Source organism: Trichocoleus sp. FACHB-591 (assembly GCF_014695845.1).
In the GTDB taxonomy this organism is placed as follows: domain Bacteria; phylum Cyanobacteriota; class Cyanobacteriia; order FACHB-46; family FACHB-46; genus Trichocoleus.
Window position 1 is genome coordinate 38,133 of sequence record NZ_JACJPA010000030.1, and the last position, 19,060, is coordinate 57,192.

Sequence of the window (19,060 nt, forward strand, 5' to 3'; positions counted from 1 at the left end):
TTTAGACTTAGCTCACGATCAATTTGTCTTCTTCAGATGCTAGAGGTAGCCCTAAAGCCTTTTTAAGATAAGCAATCATAAAACCTCTGGAAGTTCGATTGTTATGAACACTACCCCCTGAAATAACTGAGTTTTGCCAAGCTGGATTTGCACGCTCCCAATTGATTTCCCTTAATGGCTTAAGACGATCTGCCCAATCATCAGGATAAAGGGCAATCAGAGCAGCTCCAGCTCCACCTAACCCAACTAATGAGACTGCATGGCTGTGAACGTAGTCTCGTCGTAATTCTCCAGCAGCCACTTTTTTCTGTAATACGTTTTGCCAATCAGTCATTTGGGCACTCACTGCATTCCAATATTGTGCTGCAATACTGGTTTGTTTGTCTAAATCGACATCTTTGTGGTTAGAGAGCAACATATTGGTTGCTGTGTAAATTCCACTTAGTGTGAACAACTTACTAGATCGAGGGGGTAGGCTACTACGCTCAGAGTCAGTCAACTTATCAAAAACTTTCACGCCTTTTATCACAGCCTTAGAGAGAACAGCTTTACGATCCCGATGATCATAAAGAATGTTCAGAGATGGATCGGGACGCGCCGCATAGCGGTTGAGGTCGGTAAACATCTGTTGGCTTCGCTTCAAGCCAATATCCAAAAAGAAGACAACCGCGATTGTTTCATCACCAATGTCAGGATTCTCCTTCAATGCCATCTCGAAGGCAGCGCGACGGTGTTGCCCATCATTAATAATGAACCGGCCATCCATCGGTACTTTCAACAATCCAATATCCTCTGAACCAGCTCTCTCAAAGCTTATGCTTGCATTGACAGAAACAGTAATAGCTGAGAAGACATAGCTAGTTGAGTTGTCTAAGATGTATTGAGCGATATCAGGTACCCGTACCTTGTTGAGCGTTCGCTGTGCCCGTAGTTCGGCTGGAATCTCCTCATCATTAAAGGAAAATAGTTTTGGGATCAGGCGTACAGGACACATTGAAACGTAGTATTCGCGTCCTGCTTGAACCCCTCTAATAGCTGGGAAGACATACTCAAACGGTAGAGCCATTCAATTAAGTGGTTTTCTGCTTAGATGGTTTAACTGCATTTTAGTGACAAACTTGTATGTTGATTTAAGCGATCAATAACATGCAATAATTCTTAGCACTAAGTTCAGGCTTGTTAAGAACATGAAAGTGTTAACTCTACAGCCATCTACGTGATTGGTGAATATAATGGCTAAGGAATAAGTGCATTGACACATTTGTTAAGGACGAGGCATGAGCTACGAGTATCCCGCCATTAGGTATTGGCAATTGCCCGGTGCCGAACATAAATCGATTATTTGTTTTGCAGCTCCTTGTGATGAAATACTCAATTGGGCTGGTATACCACGCAAGTCAGAAGCTATTGTTGAAGATGTAAGTTCTGAAAAAATACTTGAACTACATGGCTATCAACGAGAGAAAGACGACAAAAGGATTGATAAATTAGTTGATTTTTATCAATCTCCTGAAAACGTGATACCTACTTCAGTTCTCCTAGCTGCAAGATTTTCAGAACAAGTACTGTTTGAATCTTCTGGAGAGGTTGCAGATTTCGGTGGAGTAAAAGTTCAATATGGCATGTTGAAAGTTAATAAAACCATATTAGGAAAAGAACCCTTAGGCAGTTTATATAAGCAGTTAGCTGATTTATTAGTAGCTAGACATAGTAATTTGTCTGAGGAGGATATTTCTGAGGAGATCGTTGCTGGCTTCAAGGAAAGAATTGTCACTGAGTCAAATGAAAATAAAGATGGAGGAGACAATATAAATGAACTAGAAATGGCTTCAGATGTAGGAATGGTAGATATAGAGGAATCTGATGATTCTGATAGTGAAGCTATTAATCCTTATAATCCCGACAGTCATATCATGGATTTCTATAAGGAAATTAGATTGCGTGAAAGGCTTTGTAATGAGATAGAAGCCCTAAATAATGGCGATGAAGTCTTAGGCTTTAATAGACAGATGGTTCTAGATTATTTAGCTCCTGTTACAGTTGTTGATGGACAACATCGATTATTAGGAGCTTCTGAATCTTTGGACCATGAGGCTGAACAGTATTTAGCAAGTAATGAAGTCAAAAAAGAATTACAGGATGGTAAAACTGCCTCACAAATTACCGAAGAGTTCAAGAGAAGAAACAGGCGTGTTTTTAGTGCAACTCTTTTGACCGATAGTAGTTGGTCTGAGCATGTCTTTCAGTTTGTTGTAGTTAATCAGAAAGCAAAGCCTATTTCAAAATCGTTGTTAAGCTCAATTATTGGAACATCATTAAGCTCAGATGAAATAGATGGTATTCAATCTCGTCTTGAAAAAGCAGGGATTGAAATTGATGACTATAGAGTTATGGCACGTTTGATAGAGGATTCAAGCAGTCCTTTCAAGAATTTAGTTAAAAAAGGATATTATGCTGAAAAGAAGACAGAGAAAATAAAACTAGACTGGTCAGTTCTTAATAGTTTGGCAAGAGATTTTAGAGAACTGAAAGGTTTACAGCCATTTGACAAGCGAGAAAAAGTAGGAGAAGTAGTATCTTACTCTGAGTGGAAGAGAGAGTATCTGCTGAATAGTTTGCTGATTGTAGAGTATCAGGAACTAAAAGGATTAGTAGGCTTTAATGCTTGGGCAGATGCTGCTGAAGGGCTGTGGATTGACGTATTTCTACTGTTTTGGAAGGTTGCTAGGAATAAGTTAAGTGATGACAATAATGATCTTGCCGCATGGAAAGATCCAAATTCATCTAATCTATTTAACGGGGCAACTTTAAGAGCTTTACTATCAGACTTTGGTGACTTTTTGTATGAAAAGGAGTTTTCACCTGAATCTATCAATGAATTTGAGGAAATTGTTGATGAATATATGAAAAAGATGAAACCTGAATTTTTTGGAAGAGAATGGAAGTTAACAGGTAAAAGAATTGATAGGAAGAATTTGATGACTGTTGCTACTTACCTCCGGAATCATAGACGAACGGGCAAGATCGATGGCAAGTGGATAATCTTTAGTAGTTCTAATTAATATTTACCTAGACTATGTATTCTAAACGTTTTTTAGAAGGTTCATTCTGTAAAAGTTTACAAACAGCCATTGGTGTGGATAATTGGGGGATAGATGCTAGTACTGCTGGCGCACTAAATCCTACAAATTTACTACTTAGCCATAAAGACTTATTGATTTCAGAAGTACTTGCAGTCACTTCACGTCTAACTTGGCTAGCATTCACTCCTAATAGCTGGGAAACTCTAAGCGGGGCACAAAGAATTGATGAAATTCTTCAAATAATTTGTTCTACTACTAACTTGGAGCGCTCAAAAGCTGTTGAAATTGCTCACACGCTTAATAAGATTTTATCTAATTATCAAGAATCTCGTAGTAGAAAGCGTCTTGACCAATCTGAATTATCAGGTTTGCTCGACAAAGCAAATCACAGATGCTATCTCTGCGGAAGAGCCTTTTCAAATGATCAGGTACTGAAATTTTTAGATAGGCAACCTTATAAGGCTGAATCTGACAGAGATTTTATAGATAAATGGAAGCCTATCTACCAGATGGAAAAGGGTTGGTGTATAGATATCGATCACTGTTTACCTATTTCTGGTGCTGGCTCCGACGATGTAGAGAATTACAACTTGGCTTGCCATTATTGTAATAATGTAAAAAGAGACTGGGTTTCTATATTTGACATAGGTTTAACTACTTTATCGGACAACAAACCAAGCAAATGGAAGTTTCATTCACTAAGGCTAATATCCAATTGTCAATGCTACGAATGTGGAGATAGCGTAAAAAAATCAGAGCTAACAGTAGCATGTCATAGTGAGAAAGCTTTGCCTACTATTCAAAATTTTTTCGTTACGTGCTACAAACATGATCCCCAAAGTAGAGATAGATTTTCTCAGACAGTATAATTCCTCAGAGCTATTGGTAAGGCTTGAAAAAGCTTTGAAGAAAGAAATTTTGAAAGGCTAAAGGGTGTTCGAGTTTATCCTTTGTTGGATATTGTGACTAGCCTGAAAGGCAGTATAGCTTCAACTAAGTGCTACGCAACTTACAAAAACTTTGCTCCGTTAGGTCTCTAAAGAGTTTTCGTTTTTAGCTGAAAATATCCCAAAAATGACTTTAAATGCTGATTCTGCCGTAAGTTTTGGAAACAACCTCCCCGTCATTTACAGGTAACTTTCATTTTTTGGAATTTTTTTGTTGAATGCTTTGCTACTTGGATATTCAGCAATCACGTAGCATGGGGTCAGCTAATAGAGAAGAGAAATAGCTTACAAAAAGCTGCTTAAGTCGAACTCATTATCTTCGATAGTAAGACTGTTCCTTTCAGAGCTGAGGAACAAAAGAAGTTGCTCTGAATAGTTAACTGATCCTTTGAAAATCTCTTCTAAAATTTCAAGTCCTGCGTTTGCATATTCTTCAAAAATCTTGATACGTTCTTCTTCCGCTATTACATTAGATGCAAGACTATTAGGATCATTAGTATCTGCAATTGCTAGGAGATTGATTACCTGGTCGTAGTCTTTACTAGAAAAGATATCTTGACGAATCGGGTCAATTTCCTTGGAATATTCTTTGATTGGTTCTCGTCTCCCCTGTTTTATTCCTAGAGCTGCGGCAAATACTAGAGCATCTGCATAACTTTGAAATGGGGTAGAAGTTTCATCTGTCGCTCTCAGAGCCTTGATAAATTGTGCTTTATCCTTTGCAACCTTAATACGAATATCTGCCATCTCAACTTACCTCTACCACTTCTGTCCACTCAAAGTGATCGCTCTGCTGTACAAGAGAATATATCTCGCCTCTCAACTTGATGCTGTCTATTTCATAATCCTGTTTTGGTGAGTGGTAGGACAACACGTACATCTTACCAATCGATTCATCCATCTCCTTTTCAACTTCATCGCGCCACTGGGTCTTTGAAACTAAAACTACTAATTGGTTGGCCAAGATTGGGATGGTTCTCGTGACCTGTCGTCGGTGAATCGCGTCCAAGGCCCCGAACGGTGAATCCATTACTAGAGGGAACGTATCACTATCAGGCCCCATAAACATCCCTGTTTGTTTCTTGCTCCACTCCCGCACCCGATCTACGATCGCTCCAATAAACGAGAGGCTAAGGATTTGACTTTCTCCTTGAGACGCTGCGACTGGAGTTGCTCGTCCAGTTGTACTATCCTCTAGTGTCAACTCATACTTTTCATTCAAGCGTGGTAAATAGGGCGTAATCGAAATTTTGCTAAAAACCTCTTGAATGCGTGTTTCAAGTTGTGATCGAAACAGTAGGTCGTAATTCGCTCGAACGGCTTGCAGGCAGGTAATTGCTTCATCCGTTGCCTTAATGCGCCGTTGGGCTAGGATCTGCCTCTCCTCTACCATTTGATACTTTTCAATCTGACGCTCCAGTTGTTCAATAGCAACTTCATAGTCCTTTAATTGCTGATTCTTTTCCCCTTGTTCTAGCGTTAACCGACGAATTCGCTGTTTTGCATCATCCAAGCGTTCCTGCAATTTCTGAATATCCTCGCTGGGACTATTGCGAAGTCGTTCTCGAATCTCGTCCAGAGCTTCTCTAATCCGGATGAGGGATGTAAGCAATTGGTTAATATTGCGCTGCTCCAGCTCAACCTCTTCCCAAAACTTTGGCACCTGGTTCTCAATCCCTTCAATCTTTGCCCCCATCCGGATAACAGTTTCTTCTACATCAGCTAAACCTGCTTTGGATAGGTAAGCCTCTACTTGTTTATAGGTATCAGTTCCTTCACACAACTCCGAGCCACAAATACAATGTTTCCTTGCCAGCAAATCTCTGATAAATTGCTGCTTGACATCAGCAGGTAGCTCTCCCCGCTCTCGCAATCCATCTACTAACTGCTTAAACTTAGCAGTCGCATCCTTTAGTAGTACTGTATATCCACGGGTTGAAATTGCCAGTTTTAAGTTAGCTTTAGACTGTCTAAGCTTTTCCTGTTCTAGCTTTTCTTGCTGCTCCAGCTCATCCCGCCGCAGTTGAAGTTGGCGTACTTCCCCTAACTCACGCAAGCGCTGACTGACCTCATCTTTGAGTTTCTCTTGATAAATTAGCTCCTGCTCAATTTCAGCCTGCCGTTTTTCAACCGTTTCAACGTCCTGTTCCAATTTCTCTCTCTGTTCTGAAAATTGCTGAACCTCAGCATTTCCAACAAATTTGAGTTTGTCTTGAAATATTTTTTTAACTTTCTTTAAGTGATCAACGGATCGATCCAGAACTGCCAGTCCAAGCAGAGTCTTTGTGGCCTCGGCAATTTCTGATCTCTTGTTGGATTGAACGATTTTTTCAATTCGCTCGCCATCAAAGAAGAAGTATTGGTGTAAGCTTTCAGGCAGAACTCGATTGATTACCTGTTGAGGATCTTCATCTGCGGAAAGTTTCTTCCAACGACCGTCTTCTTCGGCAAACCACAGAACCACCTCATCCGCAGTTTCTCTAATGCGATCGCTCTCCTGTTTTGCTTGACGAGTGCGGCGAACTCGATATTGTTTGCCACCATGCTCAAACATCAATTCAGCCCAACACTCTACAGGTTGGCCTATAGACACTTCAGCTAACGCCCGCTTATTGACCAGTTCGTCTTCTATTTGAAATGCCGCTGTAAACTTACCGAATAGAATCCAGGTGAAAGCATTGAGCAGAGTTGTTTTGCCAGAACCATTATTGCCATGAATGACTGTAATCCTCCTCTGCCCGCTGCCTGCAAGATCAATTTCAGGTGTCTCTCCATAGAACTGGCGAAAGTTGTACATCCGTAATGAGGTCAATTTCATCGAATCTCTTCCTCAATAATTTTTTGAAGCTCGTCGATGATGTATCGAGGTTTTGTCGTATCGATCTTGGCTTTTTCCGCTTCCCTAACCCGTTTAATAATTTGCTGCACTTCAGGAGAAGCATTCCTAAATGGTTCGTAAACTTCTTCCATACCCGTTTCCGTATCCACGTGCTCACGCCTCCAACTACAATTCGATTTGGAACTTAAATCGGTCAAATATCCATCAAGCCAAAGCGTTCCTGTAGTGGCAACAGCTTAATTCGTGCTTCCGCTGAGTTATCTGCTAAGTCCGCAAACTCGGCAAACCTTTGTAGTTCTTTACGCAGCAGATTTCGTTCCGTTTCTAAGTATTCCCGTCCTAAGTCGGGAGGCACCACAATCATGTCGAATAAAGTTGCCCTTTGTTTATCAGGATGCCGACGTAAAATCCTTCCTCGCCGCTGCACGAACTGGCGAGGATTACTACTACTAGCAAGAATTACTGCCGTTTGAATCGCTGGAATATCAACTCCCTCATCCAAACAGCGGATAGCTACCAACCCCTGAAGTTCCCCATTCTCAAACTGCTTCCGTAGATCCTCTCGCTCATCCAATGGGGTTTCTGCTGTGTAAGTATTCACTCGATACTTCAGGTCAACTCCCAGCAATCTGGCAACCAACTCCAACTGCCGCATGCTTTCTTGAGTGATCTCGTCCTCAACAGAACCATCTCCACAGTAAAAGAGAGTATGGTCTGTGTTTAAACGTTGAGCCATCAGGGTTCTCAATGCTTCCAGCTTGTTTTCCGCTGCTCCTACCAATCGAGCACGCTTAGCTAACAAAGCCGTCAGTGCTTCATTATCCTCGCCTTCTCCACCTACTACGATCGCCCGCCCGATCTGGGAGGATAGGTCTACATACCGCGCTATCTCATTCTCAGTCAACTTTACGAGAATCGGGAAATATAGGTAATGAACTAATGCTCCTTGCTCGATCGCGTCTCTTAAAGTGAATTCCGGCTGTAAGACAGGACCGAAATACTTAAATACTGCTTGAGTTCCCCGATCATCGAAATAGCGTTCTGGAGTTGCTGATAGTGCTAGTCGCAAACCAACAGTTTTTCGAGGCAAACTTGCTTCCAGCTTTCTAGCTCCAAGATTATGAACTTCATCACCAATAATTAGAGTCTTCGGAGGGAAATAGCTCAGTTTTGCCTGAAAGCTATTAGTTATTAATGTGGCATTGGTAGTAACAACAGCTACAAATGCTTGCAACCCGGATTTAAGATTAATGAGTTGATTGGACAGCTCACCATCCCAGAGCTTTGCACTCTCATAAGCTAATACTGGCTCCAAACCAAACTTTTGGCATTCCCGTGCCCATTGCTTCACCAGATGGCGGTATGGGCACACCACAATCAAAGCTTGAAGTTCAATCTTTTCATAGAGCATAGCGGTGATCGCCAGAGCTGTAATCGTTTTGCCGCTTCCTGTTGCCATCTTCAGCGTTCCCCGCCCTTTATTGGCGAACCAGTTAGCGACTGCTTGTTGCTGGTAAGGGCGTAGCTCCAGCCCGGAGGGGAGTGTTGGCACCCCATCTGGAAACGAGTGTGAAATGGAATAGCGACCGCTCGGCTCCAATACCCTTGGCTCCATTGACGGCGAATCTTGAGGACACAGCTTTAGCAGTGATCGTTTTGCTGCCTCTGGAAATTCCAGCACATCCAGGTTTTCAGTTCGGTTATTCCAAAGGCGCTGAAAATTCTCAACCTTCCGTAATGCTCTCGTCTGGAGGGCTGCATCCCATGACCAATAAACATCAATGCACTCAAAGTTTTCGATTAAGGCACTATAGCTCTCATTAGCTGACCCCATAAAAGTAACAAAGTTACCCTCGCTGTCAGCAAAAATCCCTACCTTCTCGTGATAAATCCCCCGATTGCGTACCTTTTTAGGGATGGCAAGCCTAATTTCTAGTAATCCCCTAGCAAGTAGCCAAGCCAGACAAGCTAAGCGGTCATGCACTATCTGGTCAAACTCAGTTTCCAATTCCTGTAAGAGGGTATCATCAATTACCTCTTCTCGTTGCTTGAGTCCTTGCTCGATCGCTTTTGCATCTTCGGGTGATAGTTGTGGAGACGCGATAAGTTGCATTTTTCCTCCAGAGCGGATCAAAGCAGTCAAGCCTCTCGCTGCCGCTGCCATTGAGGAACTAGAGAAATAGCCAACTGCTCGGTTATAAATAACGGACTTCTCGAGGCAGGGAATATAAAAATCCTGAATCAGATCACGCTTATCACTCCGATATTCATCCTGAAGCTCTAGATCGCTCAGACTCAATGCCAGTAACCTTCAATATATTTGTCTCAGTCTAGCCTGTGTGGCTCCAGAGCAAAAAGAGCCGTTGCTCAAATCCACCTCGCTCTGCTCGTCGGCGCTCTTGCTCTTCTCGAACGGTTGTAAGGTTGATTTGGTGTAATGCCATCAACGTATCTATAACTTCCAGCAAATCAGCTAACTCCTTAATCAATTCCTGATTGCCAGCCTCTACAGTTTCCTGAGCCTCCTCAAGGAGCTTCCGCCGCAGAGCCTGTTCATACTCAGCTTCGGATAACGTTGTCACTTTGAATTCTTGCCCTGCTGCCTGAATAATTTCAGGAATGCGATCGCGAACTAGCTTGTTGTGTACTTTATGCATTGCTTTCCAAGTAGTTTCGTTTGCATATGCTAGGAACTTTTCAATTCACTAGTGCTCAGTCTTTAATCTGGAGTCCAGGCTAGAGCTGTCCAGCATCCGAAACCAGTGCTCGGAAATCTGTCAATAACCTTTCCAACTTCTTTTGCTTCTTAGGATCGTTCCAAACCTTTGATTGTCTTGCTAAGCGTAAGACATCATTAAACTGATCCTTTAAAGAAGGGGAAGAATTATTCGCTCTCACTTGATTGACCTTAAAGTTGGCAATTCGCTCTTTAATGTCAGACAGAGAAAGGTCGTTTGCAATCGCTTCCTCCAGAATCTTACAGCGCTGCTCATCATCTTTAACGCGAGCAATCGCTTGAGCCTTGGTATAAGCAATCTGCCCATTTCGCAGTGCCTCTAAGACTTCTACTGGCAGATTTAACAGTGGCAGCCGTGTAGTCGCGAAAGACTCCCAGGCGATGGTTCCAAGCTCAGCAAAAACGGCCTGGACGGTTTTTGCCTCCGAGTTAAGCAAAACGTTTTGCCTAGTATTACCGCTCGCCTCATTTCGCATTCGGTAAAGCAAAGCTGGAATATCTATAGGACTCATATTTAGTCTTAGTCCCAGGAGTTGCAAGATGCCTTCTGCTTCCTCTATAGGGTTTAAATCTTCACGTTGTAAGTTTTCTACCAGTGCAATTTGCAGAGCTTCTTCATCATTGAGTTCACGAACTACAACAGGAACTGAAGATAAATCAGCTTGTTTTGCCGCTCTTAGTCTTCGTTCTCCAGCGATTAGTTCGTAAACTCCTGACTGGCTAGAAGGACGAACTATAAGTGGCTCTAAGATTCCATACTGACGAATGGAATCTGCAAGTTGCTGTAGCCTTTCAGCGTCAAAATATCGACGAGGTTGGCTAGCAGGCAACACAATTAAGTCAACAGAAATGCTGTGATCTCTAGATCCTAAATCGGCCTCAAAAGCCCATTCATCTTTTAGGCTCTTCCGTCTTGCCATAATCTATAGCCTCCTCAAAAAGCTTGTTGTAGTCTTTAGCTGCTAAAGTGGCAGCTTCACCAGTCATACTAAATACAGTGGCAGATTGCCCTGGTGCATCAGCAATCACTTGACGTTGATAAATTACCGAATCCAACAGCCTAAATCCTTGAGTTTTTCTCAAAGCTTCTTGTGCTTCTCTAAGTAGAACAGTGCCTCGGGCCGCTCGGCTCAAAAATATTGCTGCTTTAGGTATCTCTTTACGAATTTTTTGCGCTTGATTGACTAAACGAACAATATCTTTGGCTGAAAGTAAATCTAAATTAGAAGGTTGCACTGGGACTAGGGCTAAATCAACGCTCAGCAATACTGACTTAGCTGGTTCCCCTAATACTGAAGGCGAATCCACAATTACAGAGTCATACTCTTCGGCAAGCTTACCAATTTGGTCAAAGAGATCATCAGGATCATTGATCACAACAGAGGGCATATCAAGCTTTTGTAGCCACTGACTAGAGCTTGCTTGTCCATCAGCATCAATCAGAATCACACGCTCTTGCTGAGACAACCAGTAGGCTAGGTGAACTGCTGTCGTTGATTTGCCACATCCACCTTTTCGATTGAGAACTCCAATCAGCATTGCTTTATTGAGTACTTCCTAGCTCACCGTGCTACTACTAGAATCACATGTTACGCCCATAAAGTTATCAATTTTGAGTCATAGACTCAAAGTTATCCACCATAAAACCCTGAAGCGCCCGTTCTGAACTTTCTTCCCTGAAGCGATCGCTGATAGCCAACCAAAGCATCTAGGTAAAAATTGGAATCAATGGAGCAGAAAATCCAATTATTACAGGGGAATGGTCAATGGGTGGAGGCACGCTTATGCGATATGCCTCCTCGCCACTTGGGTGACTTCAACAATATTTGAAAAGCTATGCTCGAAGCCTTGGGGGCTGAGGATACTTTCTGGGATTGGGCCAGAAAAAAGCGCCTGTCCCTCTCAAACGATCGCTAGGAGGCTTACGCAATTGAGCAAAACGAGCTAACACAAGGACTTTTGTGGCTTGAGATTCAACATCATCGCTCTCAATGGGCCGTCGGCCAACGCCTAGTGTACATTGAAGCCCTGGCTTCAGCCCCTTGGAATCGCCGACTGATTAACCCTGACCCTTGGTTAAGAGGCGTAGGCTCTGTCCTGCTACAATTTTCCCGCAAGCGGAGTCTAGATTTAGGCTATCAAGGTAGACTGGGGCTACATGCCTTACAAGGCTCAGAGGCATTTTATGAGTCGCGGAACATGTTGAATCTTGGGTATGATGCTGACCGAGAAATGGTCTACTTTGAGTACGGTGTCCTGAACCCACGTCAGTCAGAGGAAAACGACAATGCCATTTGACTGGGAAACTTTTAATTATGATCAGAACTGGCTCCAAGAAGCCATTCAACTGGAAGCAGCATCTGAGCAGGATGTGCAGATCGGCGGAGTTCGCACTTCTCGGCCTCTTTCCATTAATCCGACTCAACTTCAAGACCAGCTCAAGCGGGTAAAGCTCTTATCAATTCTCTTTGGTGAACTGCGTCATCTCTTGGAGCGCGCAAATTTAGGAGCTGGCACAGAAGCTGCTTTGGCTCAGGGGCGGCAATCAATTCAAGCCCGCGTAGCTCAACTTAGCTCAGAACAACAGAAATACCTTGAAGCGCTTCTTGCCGAAGAGGAATCGAACCCTGCCGAAAAGCCGCTACGATTGCAACTTAACCCAATGCTGTGCTCTTTGCTTACCGAGTCAGATTGGCAAGAAATTGCTCAAGCAGCTATGAATTCAATCCAAACTCGTCTACTAGAGCAGGTTATTGTGCGACAAAGTGCTTAAGTTAAACTCTTAATCGCTTTATAGCTAAATACTAATATGTCTTTGTTAGCAGTAGTGAAAAATGGTTGCTAAGGATAATTAGTCGTTTTACAGGATGGGGATAGCTACAGTAAACAAGCTGAGTCAACGCAGAATCAGGTTTTTTGGCGTTGGCTGTCCCTAATACATTCGAGGGTCGGTCAAATGCGGCGGAGTGGTTAACTGCTCGACTGAGTGAAGTCAGACTTCCCAGTTGCAAGTCGTTAATTTTTCATTGCATTGAAAATAGCAGCGATCGCTGGATGGATCAGGTAAACTACTCTTCAAGTTGCGTAAAAACGGAGAGAATTAGTGATTGTAGAGATACGAAACGGGCCGCTACTCCAGGAGGTAAAGATGTTTCATGACTACTAAAAACCAAAAACCCCAACTGCGCTAACAGAGGGGGTTCGAAGGTTTTTTATTATTAGTTTGGAATAGAGGGGACTCTTACTTGTGTGCTTGGACGGCCCGCAGTTAAGTCACCCACATCGCCATGCGTCTATATTACGGTCATTTGGCAAAAAGTGACAAGGCCTTTTGCACCATTTCTAAAAAGACCAATGGCTCTCTATTCCTCTCTAAACCAGGGATGGAGCGCATCGAAGCAAACTGAAAAATTTTCTCGTTCTTCGAAAGAGTTTTAAAGAAAACTTAGCTGTTCTTACTCAGCGCGATCGCTCTCCCTGTCTAGCCGTTATTTCGGGACAGAGAGACCATGCATAGCTATTGTGACGATCCCCTGCATCAGCAGAGTGATCAGCTGTATCAATCTACTTTGCACCCTCTGTCCCCTTACCTCCACGGGACTAGAGAGTTGCATCATGCCACATAGACAAACACCTACTCGTGAAAGTCAGGCGATCGCCCCAAAGCGGGCTCGTCAGCGTTTATCAGAACCCCTGCCCCGCGAACCTTTAGGCCAGCGATTGTGCCAGCTCTTCCCCTACCCCTGGCAAGCGATCGTCGCTCCTACCCCTACCGACGCTGGCCAAAAACCTGCTTGGCAGACCCTTACGCAGTACCCCCTCAAGCCCCGTAGTCTCTGGACCTACTGGCAAGATGCCGCTCAACTCGTCGGTGTTCGCTTTGGCCCCACCACCTACCACGGCCTCATCGACCTCGACGCCCTCAGCCTGCACCACCCCACCCGCGATCGCCAAGCCCTTGCCACCATTCGAGCTGCCCTCGCTAGCATCGGCATTCATCAAACCCTGCTGCTACGCTCCAGCTGGAACGGTGGCCTCCATCTCTACATTCCTCTGCCTGAAGCAGTCCCCACCTTCGGCCTCGCCGTCGCTCTCAAACACTGCCTAGAAGCTCACCACCTGCCCCTGCAAGCAGGCCAACTGGAAGTCTTTCCCAACGTCAAGCGCTACAGCAAAGCCGGAGAATACAGCGAGTACAACGCCCATCGCTTGCCCCTGCAATCCAGCAGCGGTTCCGTCCTCCTCAGCAACACCCTGCAACCTCTACCCAGCGATCTGCCCTCCTTCTTCCAGCAGTGGGATCAAGCGGCAGCAGCCCAGGATCTAGAACAACTTCACCAGGTGATCGCCCAGGCAAAGAAGCAGCATCAGTACCGCTCCTACAACCGTCGCAGCAACACCGCCCTTTGGCAGCAAGAACTGGAAATTGAAATGGAGCAAGGATGGACCGGACCCGGACAAACCAACCACCTGCTCAAAACCATCGGCTGCTACGGCGTCGTCTTCCAATACCTATCCGGCGCAGCTCTAGCCCATTACATTGAACACACTGCCATCCACAGCCTTGGCTACCGAGAGTGGTGCCAACACCAGCACGAAATCAGCCGTCGAGCTCAAGAATGGGCAATAGCCGTCGAGAACTATTACTGGCCTCTCGGCACCTCTCCTAAACGCGATCGCAGCCTCACTTTAGGCACTGCTGCCAACAACATCGTCAACTTCAACCAGAAGCGAGCCGAAGACGCCCAGGCGCGGATCAAACAAGCAGTCCTTGAATTGACTCAACAAGGCCAGCTACCCGATCGCCCCACTGCACGAGCCGAAGCGATCGCCTCCTTAGCTCAGTGCAGTCATACCACTTTGCAGAAGTACAAAGAACTGTGGCACCCCGAAAGGTGTGTAATGGAGCCACAGGAGACAGTTGCAGCCGCATCACAGCCTCCAGCGGTAGAACCAACCAAAGCGCTAGAAGAGGCTCCTAGAGAGGAATTACACACCTTTACCTATATGAAGGGTGGGGGGCATGATGCTGTCTTGGAAAAACAAATAAACTCTTGTGGGGAGGGTCCAGGGAGGGGGGAAACGAGTTTTCCACAACCTTTGATCCTACCGCCAGAGCCTTCGACTTCACCTCCAGCGATCGCCTGCGACGATTTAAGCGACGTGATTGTGGGGATTCAAATCGAAGTTAGGCAATTGGGGTGGAGTGTTGAGCAAGTCCATCAATTTATTGCGGATAACTTCCACAGTAAGCGTAGGAGCCAGCTTACGGATGATGAGCTACTGTGTTTGCTCTATCGACTAAGAACGCACACCTGTAGCGAGGCAACACCTTGAGGCGATCGCTAAACGATTAGGCTCCAGGGTATTGCTGCCCTAGAGCCAATAAGGGGAGTTCCATTAGAAAACGATTGCCCCTACCAAGAGAGGAGCGATCGTTTGTTTATCTAGAAGGGGCAACCATCCTCAGGCGTCCAAGTCTCGTTAATCTTCCAGCAACCATCGAAGTGATTGCGGATGATGCGAGTGATGAAGGCGAAGCGGTCATTATTGGTCACTAAGTCCACGAGCCGTTCATTACCTTGGCAATCTTCAAGCTGGATGATGAGGCGGATGGGATGTTTAGTAATGGGGCGATCTTCGTCCATCACTGAGAGGTAGGTGTAGCCATCACCTAGGGAGAGGCTGTCAATCTTAGCTGGAGCAATGGAACGGACTTGCTCTTCTAGATAGGTTTCGAGTTCTAGTTGAGCCGTGGCATGGATGTGGCCAAAACCCTGCTCTTCTTCGGTTTGAGCGGGTGCAATAGTTTGAAGTAACATTGATTCAAATCCTTAATAGGGTTTCTCAAAGAGAGGGCATCGTTCGGTTTGGCGACTTGGGCGATTGCCCTCTCTTTATGTCTATAATGATATCATGATATGTATATATATACAGCTCCACAGTTCATGTTAATCTGATGTCTATTAACCGGGTTGATAATCTATTGAGGTAATGAGATGACGATATCAACAGTGCCGAGACCCGAAAGAGCTGAACCCGGAGCATACGGAGAACGGAAACGACCCAAGCAGTTCATGATTACTGATTGGGCTTCCGATGAAATGGACAAGGTTGCTGATGAACTCGGTATTACTCGTTCAGAAGTTTTGGAACGGCTCATCCGCTGCGGTGGATTAGCTGCTGCTAAAAAATACGATTCTGGAGCAGGTCAATGTCGAGATGAATCTGTCTAGTTCTCTCAGTTAGTAGTTGAAGCGATCGCTCAGTTTGCACGCCTTGCGATCGCCCCTGTACTCCACCTCTAGCTGTTAACCACCAGGTGAAGCCCTATGGAATTCTCTCACGAGCTAGCATTAGCTCTAGTTCAGTCTGCTGATTCGTTTCTAGTTGATTTTGATGAAGCTTCGCAATGGCTGAGTTATTCGTCCAACCAAGTGGCCCACAAGAAGCCCATCAAGAACTTTGATGAAGGGATAGACTTTTTAATCGAAGGATTGAAAAGCTCCACTTGCGGGCGTTCTAGCAAACTGATTGCTTTGACAATCGACTGCCTTAAACCTCCCGGCATGATGGCAGAGACCGGGAAGCGCAAAGAAATCTGTCGCTACTTTCTAGAGTATGAACGAACTGCTAAAGCAGCTTTTGCCAATCAGATTGCCCCAGCAGATCCCACTCCAGCACTAGTCCTCCTCTCACCCACCTGCTCGAACTCGAATGACTTGCAGGATGTGCATGAAACAGACCTAGAGCTGCGGAAGGTACAAACGAGATGAGCACCTCCCCTAATCTCACTTATCTGAAGCTCTGCAAGGAGTACGTGCAGATCACCCAGCGCAACTACTGCGCGGCTAAAATCCTCGCCATCATTGAAGGTTGGCAGCAATGGAAAGTCAAGCACAAGCTTGACGACTGGGTGAGGCTGACGCTCGAGCAAATCCGAGAGCACCTGTTTGAGGAGTACAGCGTTGAGACCATCCGCCAAGCACTGGCCAAGCTGACCAATAAACTGCAACTCCTCAAGCGGCGCAACAACCCAAAAGCCAAGTACGATCGCGCCTATCAGTACCAACTCAATCGAGAGACCATTGAACAAGCATTAGCTCAGAATCAGGCCCAAACCCTTGCTCCGTCTCATTTCACAAATCTAGGAGATGATGACCTTGATTCTGGGAGTTCATCTCCTAGCTCAGAGGTCATCATCTCCCAAACGAGTGATGATCATATAGAAATAGATTCCACTCTAGACACCTTAATAAACACCACAACAACGGAGCCACCCGCCCGCCCTGTTGTTGTGGGTGGAGACGGAGTGGAAGATTCCAAGCCAGTAAGCGCTACCCTACCTGTTAAGTCTCAACCCGTTCTAGAAGCATCTGGGTCAGAAATAGAACAGATTGCAGAGGGCGCTGATTCCGCCGCCGCTCAAACCGCCATTTTTGAAAAAATTGAACAAGCGGGATTTCCGCTGACTTCGCCTCTGAAGGCTGAAGTTTTAGCCGCTCCTTCCCAGGTGGTTGCAGATGCCCTCGCTGCTGCGATCGAGTATCGAGATAGGCATGAGGTGAGAAATCCGATCGGCTTGCTCAGGGATGCCGTCAGTCAGTGCTGGAAACTGGCGGGAAGCGAGCATCCGAAAGCAACCAAAGCCGCAGAACCAGGTTTTAAGGAATGGTTTGACTTAGCTCATCGCCTGAGGCTAGTTACAGCTAGCCAATTGATTGGAGGAGAGCAATACATCCTGACCAACGATGACGAGTGGGAACCTTGGGACTTTTTAGCGGCTGCTTTTCCTGTAGCGCGATTGAGGCGAATGGTGGCTTAAGGGTGGGCTGGGTAACGACCAAATTGAGCGGCGGCAGACAACTCGGAACGCAGACGAAAAAATGCTTAACCGCCGCTCCAATGACTTGTTATGCTGCTAGCTCTTGGAATCGTACGGCTACAGCATTTGATCTAGAAGCTATGTTTTATAGGAGTCCAGTCGCTTGGGAAAACACCACTAGCTCTACCGTACGGAATATAGGATCTTTCAGGACATTTATCATCTAGCTTAATGTCAAACATAGAGTAGATAGACTTTGTTAAGAGCTCGTCTTCAGCCATCCCAAACTGGGCACAAAACATTACTACAGATGCTCCGACTGCATGAATAGCATTTACCAAAGTAGCCTTATGTAAATTAGCCTCTCGATTGTGCTTTGTAGCGTTGTAGGCGTCGTACCATACAATTGATTGTGTAGGTTTGCTAGAATCCCAACGTTCAAAAGGTTTAAACGAAGGGAAATCGGGATACCAACGAAGCTGCACCTGATAATCCTCCAAACACATAGGCACAATAAGCTTTACATAATCCTTCGTTGTGTAGTGGTTTCTAATGTATCCATGCTCTTTTAGAACTCCTACCCAGGAAGCCTCCACTTCCATGCAAGCAAGTAACAAGATTTCGCGTATTTTATGTCCAAAAGCTTCAATGTTTCTACTTGAAGGTTCAACAGTTGCGAATAGTTCCTGCATCCTATCAATTAAAAGTTCTACTGAAAGTGCTGATTGCGTCAGAGTTTTTAAGTCAGGAGCCAATAACTGACGCGGAAGATATCCTGGCGGTCGCCACATGCGTTTATAAAATCTACCTGGTGCATACAATGCAGGACGAATGTTAGTTGCAAAAAATCTATATCTTAACCAGTCTTCCAAATTTTTTTGGCCTTGAGATTCAGAAAATCCTATTCCACTGGAATTTGCTGAAAAAGCAACGTAATCCTTAACATGATTATCCTCATACTTATATGCGAAAGCATATGGAGCATTAGAGAAAGGATAGAGATCTTGCATAAGATGAGGGGGAGGCAAGCGCGAATCAGTGAAATTTGGCTTAAAGACCAACATCATATTTACACTAGCTTCTGATATAAAGCCGCATTACCTTAACTTAATTACAATCATTCCTTTAATGATTTTCAAAACTCTTAACTTTGAACTCTCACAGATTAATTGCAAAGGCTGCTCCAACGCGTAAATGAAGCGGCATAACTATTAATTAGCCCGAACTAGTTCCGTCTAATTCCTCAATGAGAGGGCAAATACTTGGTAGAGCGATCGCCCCTCCAGCTCCTCCCCGACTGCTCACTAAACCCGCTCGCCCTACCTTACCCAGCCCTCAGCCTAAAATCAGAAATTTTCTAAATCTCAACACTTGGCTTAGGTCTTGCGTTACAGCGCGATCGCTCTGTCCCAAGTGAAGCTCTCTAACTCCGATACAGAGTTGTGAACGAATTGTTAGTCTATTGAGCTACTACAAACTGGCTTAAATCCAATTGCTCTATCTCTTTACACGAAGCTATTAAATGTCAAGAGGATAGACGTGTCGCGACAGAGACTTGGTGAGTGGGTGTTGTCAATCGAGACCTCAGATCGCAACGACAATCAGGGATCGCGACGACAACTACAGATC

General features: G+C 44.8%; 18 protein-coding genes. 8 read left to right on the forward strand and 10 right to left on the reverse strand.

From position 1 onward, the window contains the following. Positions 1 to 7: 7 nt before the first annotated feature. Positions 8 to 1,066, reverse strand: a complete 1,059-nt coding sequence (dndB, locus tag H6F90_RS04810) for a DNA sulfur modification protein DndB (RefSeq protein ID WP_190550709.1) — start codon at positions 1,064 to 1,066, stop codon at positions 8 to 10. A 211-nt stretch (positions 1,067 to 1,277) separates the two neighbouring features. Here dndB and H6F90_RS04815 point away from each other — a divergent pair, with 211 nt between their 5' ends. Continuing rightward, the gene (locus tag H6F90_RS04815; protein ID WP_190550711.1) at positions 1,278 to 3,062 is read left to right on the forward strand and encodes a hypothetical protein; all 1,785 of its coding nucleotides are present in this window, start codon (positions 1,278 to 1,280) and stop codon (positions 3,060 to 3,062) included. 14 nt (positions 3,063 to 3,076) lie between these two features. Beyond that, positions 3,077 to 3,952, forward strand: coding sequence for an HNH endonuclease (locus H6F90_RS04820; RefSeq protein WP_190550713.1), 876 nt, complete (start codon positions 3,077 to 3,079; stop codon positions 3,950 to 3,952). Positions 3,953 to 4,315: 363 nt separating this feature from the next. Here the strand turns inward: H6F90_RS04820 and H6F90_RS04825 are convergent, their stop codons facing one another. The 7 genes from H6F90_RS04825 to H6F90_RS04855 all read right to left on the reverse strand — a co-directional run bounded on the left by H6F90_RS04825 (position 4,316) and on the right by H6F90_RS04855 (position 11,145). Next, positions 4,316 to 4,777: a DNA phosphorothioation-associated protein 4 gene (locus tag H6F90_RS04825; RefSeq protein WP_190550716.1), complete on the reverse strand. Its 462-nt coding sequence runs from the start codon at positions 4,775 to 4,777 to the stop codon at positions 4,316 to 4,318. Between the two features lies 1 nt (position 4,778). Further along, positions 4,779 to 6,848, reverse strand: a complete 2,070-nt coding sequence (locus tag H6F90_RS04830; RefSeq protein WP_190550718.1) for an AAA family ATPase — start codon at positions 6,846 to 6,848, stop codon at positions 4,779 to 4,781. Beyond that, a complete protein-coding gene (locus H6F90_RS04835) occupies positions 6,845 to 7,018 on the reverse strand; it encodes a hypothetical protein (RefSeq protein WP_190550720.1) in 174 nt (57 codons plus the stop codon). Before H6F90_RS04835 ends, H6F90_RS04830 begins: the two co-directional genes overlap by 4 nt. Positions 7,019 to 7,062: 44 nt before the next feature. Beyond that, complete coding sequence (locus tag H6F90_RS04840) at positions 7,063 to 9,168, reverse strand: DNA phosphorothioation system restriction enzyme (RefSeq protein WP_190550722.1); 2,106 nt, start codon at positions 9,166 to 9,168, stop codon at positions 7,063 to 7,065. A 31-nt stretch (positions 9,169 to 9,199) separates the two neighbouring features. Continuing rightward, positions 9,200 to 9,526 (reverse strand): nucleoside triphosphate pyrophosphohydrolase, encoded by a 327-nt coding sequence (locus H6F90_RS04845; protein WP_190550724.1) that lies wholly within the window; start codon positions 9,524 to 9,526, stop codon positions 9,200 to 9,202. 79 nt (positions 9,527 to 9,605) lie between these two features. After that, positions 9,606 to 10,526 carry a ParB/RepB/Spo0J family partition protein gene (locus H6F90_RS04850; protein ID WP_190550726.1) on the reverse strand — a complete coding sequence of 307 codons (921 nt, stop codon included), beginning with the start codon at positions 10,524 to 10,526 and terminating at the stop codon, positions 9,606 to 9,608. Continuing rightward, positions 10,498 to 11,145, reverse strand: coding sequence for an AAA family ATPase (locus H6F90_RS04855; RefSeq protein ID WP_190550728.1), 648 nt, complete (start codon positions 11,143 to 11,145; stop codon positions 10,498 to 10,500). Before H6F90_RS04855 ends, H6F90_RS04850 begins: the two co-directional genes overlap by 29 nt. Before the next feature lie 420 nt (positions 11,146 to 11,565). Between H6F90_RS04855 and H6F90_RS04860 the strand changes: the two genes are divergently transcribed. The 3 genes from H6F90_RS04860 (at position 11,566) to H6F90_RS04870 (ending at position 14,943) form a co-directional block, all read left to right on the forward strand. Further along, positions 11,566 to 11,904: a hypothetical protein gene (locus H6F90_RS04860; RefSeq protein WP_242024336.1), complete on the forward strand. Its 339-nt coding sequence runs from the start codon at positions 11,566 to 11,568 to the stop codon at positions 11,902 to 11,904. Further along, positions 11,894 to 12,379, forward strand: a complete 486-nt coding sequence (locus H6F90_RS04865) for a hypothetical protein (protein ID WP_190550730.1) — start codon at positions 11,894 to 11,896, stop codon at positions 12,377 to 12,379. Before H6F90_RS04860 ends, H6F90_RS04865 begins: the two co-directional genes overlap by 11 nt. A gap of 842 nt (positions 12,380 to 13,221) precedes the next feature. Continuing rightward, positions 13,222 to 14,943 (forward strand): hypothetical protein, encoded by a 1,722-nt coding sequence (locus H6F90_RS04870; RefSeq protein WP_190550732.1) that lies wholly within the window; start codon positions 13,222 to 13,224, stop codon positions 14,941 to 14,943. 110 nt (positions 14,944 to 15,053) lie between these two features. On the opposite strand, the gene H6F90_RS04875 is transcribed toward H6F90_RS04870, so the two are convergent. Continuing rightward, the gene (locus H6F90_RS04875; protein WP_190550733.1) at positions 15,054 to 15,428 is read right to left on the reverse strand and encodes a hypothetical protein; all 375 of its coding nucleotides are present in this window, start codon (positions 15,426 to 15,428) and stop codon (positions 15,054 to 15,056) included. Positions 15,429 to 15,605: 177 nt separating this feature from the next. Here H6F90_RS04875 and H6F90_RS04880 point away from each other — a divergent pair, with 177 nt between their 5' ends. The 3 genes from H6F90_RS04880 to H6F90_RS04890 all read left to right on the forward strand — a co-directional run bounded on the left by H6F90_RS04880 (position 15,606) and on the right by H6F90_RS04890 (position 17,431). Beyond that, positions 15,606 to 15,842, forward strand: a complete 237-nt coding sequence (locus tag H6F90_RS04880) for a hypothetical protein (protein ID WP_190550735.1) — start codon at positions 15,606 to 15,608, stop codon at positions 15,840 to 15,842. A 96-nt stretch (positions 15,843 to 15,938) separates the two neighbouring features. Continuing rightward, positions 15,939 to 16,382, forward strand: a complete 444-nt coding sequence (locus H6F90_RS04885; RefSeq protein WP_190550737.1) for a hypothetical protein — start codon at positions 15,939 to 15,941, stop codon at positions 16,380 to 16,382. Further along, complete coding sequence (locus tag H6F90_RS04890; protein ID WP_190550739.1) at positions 16,379 to 17,431, forward strand: hypothetical protein; 1,053 nt, start codon at positions 16,379 to 16,381, stop codon at positions 17,429 to 17,431. Before H6F90_RS04885 ends, H6F90_RS04890 begins: the two co-directional genes overlap by 4 nt. Before the next feature lie 131 nt (positions 17,432 to 17,562). On the opposite strand, the gene H6F90_RS04895 is transcribed toward H6F90_RS04890, so the two are convergent. After that, entirely contained in the window at positions 17,563 to 18,441 is an 879-nt protein-coding gene (locus H6F90_RS04895) for a hypothetical protein (RefSeq protein ID WP_190550741.1), read from the reverse strand. Positions 18,442 to 19,060: the final 619 nt, after the last annotated feature.

Bases quoted from the DNA above. Each gene is read 5' to 3' on its own strand.
- dndB (WP_190550709.1), bottom strand. From the start codon at position 1,066: ATGGCTCTACCGTTTGAGTATGTCTTCCCAGCTATTAGAGGGGTTCAA.
- H6F90_RS04815 (WP_190550711.1), top strand. From the start codon at position 1,278: ATGAGCTACGAGTATCCCGCCATTAGGTATTGGCAATTGCCCGGTGCC.
- H6F90_RS04820 (WP_190550713.1), top strand. From the start codon at position 3,077: ATGTATTCTAAACGTTTTTTAGAAGGTTCATTCTGTAAAAGTTTACAA.
- H6F90_RS04825 (WP_190550716.1), bottom strand. From the start codon at position 4,777: ATGGCAGATATTCGTATTAAGGTTGCAAAGGATAAAGCACAATTTATC.
- H6F90_RS04830 (WP_190550718.1), bottom strand. From the start codon at position 6,848: ATGAAATTGACCTCATTACGGATGTACAACTTTCGCCAGTTCTATGGA.
- H6F90_RS04845 (WP_190550724.1), bottom strand. From the start codon at position 9,526: ATGCATAAAGTACACAACAAGCTAGTTCGCGATCGCATTCCTGAAATT.
- H6F90_RS04850 (WP_190550726.1), bottom strand. From the start codon at position 10,526: ATGGCAAGACGGAAGAGCCTAAAAGATGAATGGGCTTTTGAGGCCGAT.
- H6F90_RS04855 (WP_190550728.1), bottom strand. From the start codon at position 11,145: ATGCTGATTGGAGTTCTCAATCGAAAAGGTGGATGTGGCAAATCAACG.
- H6F90_RS04865 (WP_190550730.1), top strand. From the start codon at position 11,894: ATGCCATTTGACTGGGAAACTTTTAATTATGATCAGAACTGGCTCCAA.
- H6F90_RS04870 (WP_190550732.1), top strand. From the start codon at position 13,222: ATGCCACATAGACAAACACCTACTCGTGAAAGTCAGGCGATCGCCCCA.
- H6F90_RS04875 (WP_190550733.1), bottom strand. From the start codon at position 15,428: ATGTTACTTCAAACTATTGCACCCGCTCAAACCGAAGAAGAGCAGGGT.
- H6F90_RS04880 (WP_190550735.1), top strand. From the start codon at position 15,606: ATGACGATATCAACAGTGCCGAGACCCGAAAGAGCTGAACCCGGAGCA.
- H6F90_RS04885 (WP_190550737.1), top strand. From the start codon at position 15,939: ATGGAATTCTCTCACGAGCTAGCATTAGCTCTAGTTCAGTCTGCTGAT.
- H6F90_RS04890 (WP_190550739.1), top strand. From the start codon at position 16,379: ATGAGCACCTCCCCTAATCTCACTTATCTGAAGCTCTGCAAGGAGTAC.
- H6F90_RS04895 (WP_190550741.1), bottom strand. From the start codon at position 18,441: ATGCAAGATCTCTATCCTTTCTCTAATGCTCCATATGCTTTCGCATAT.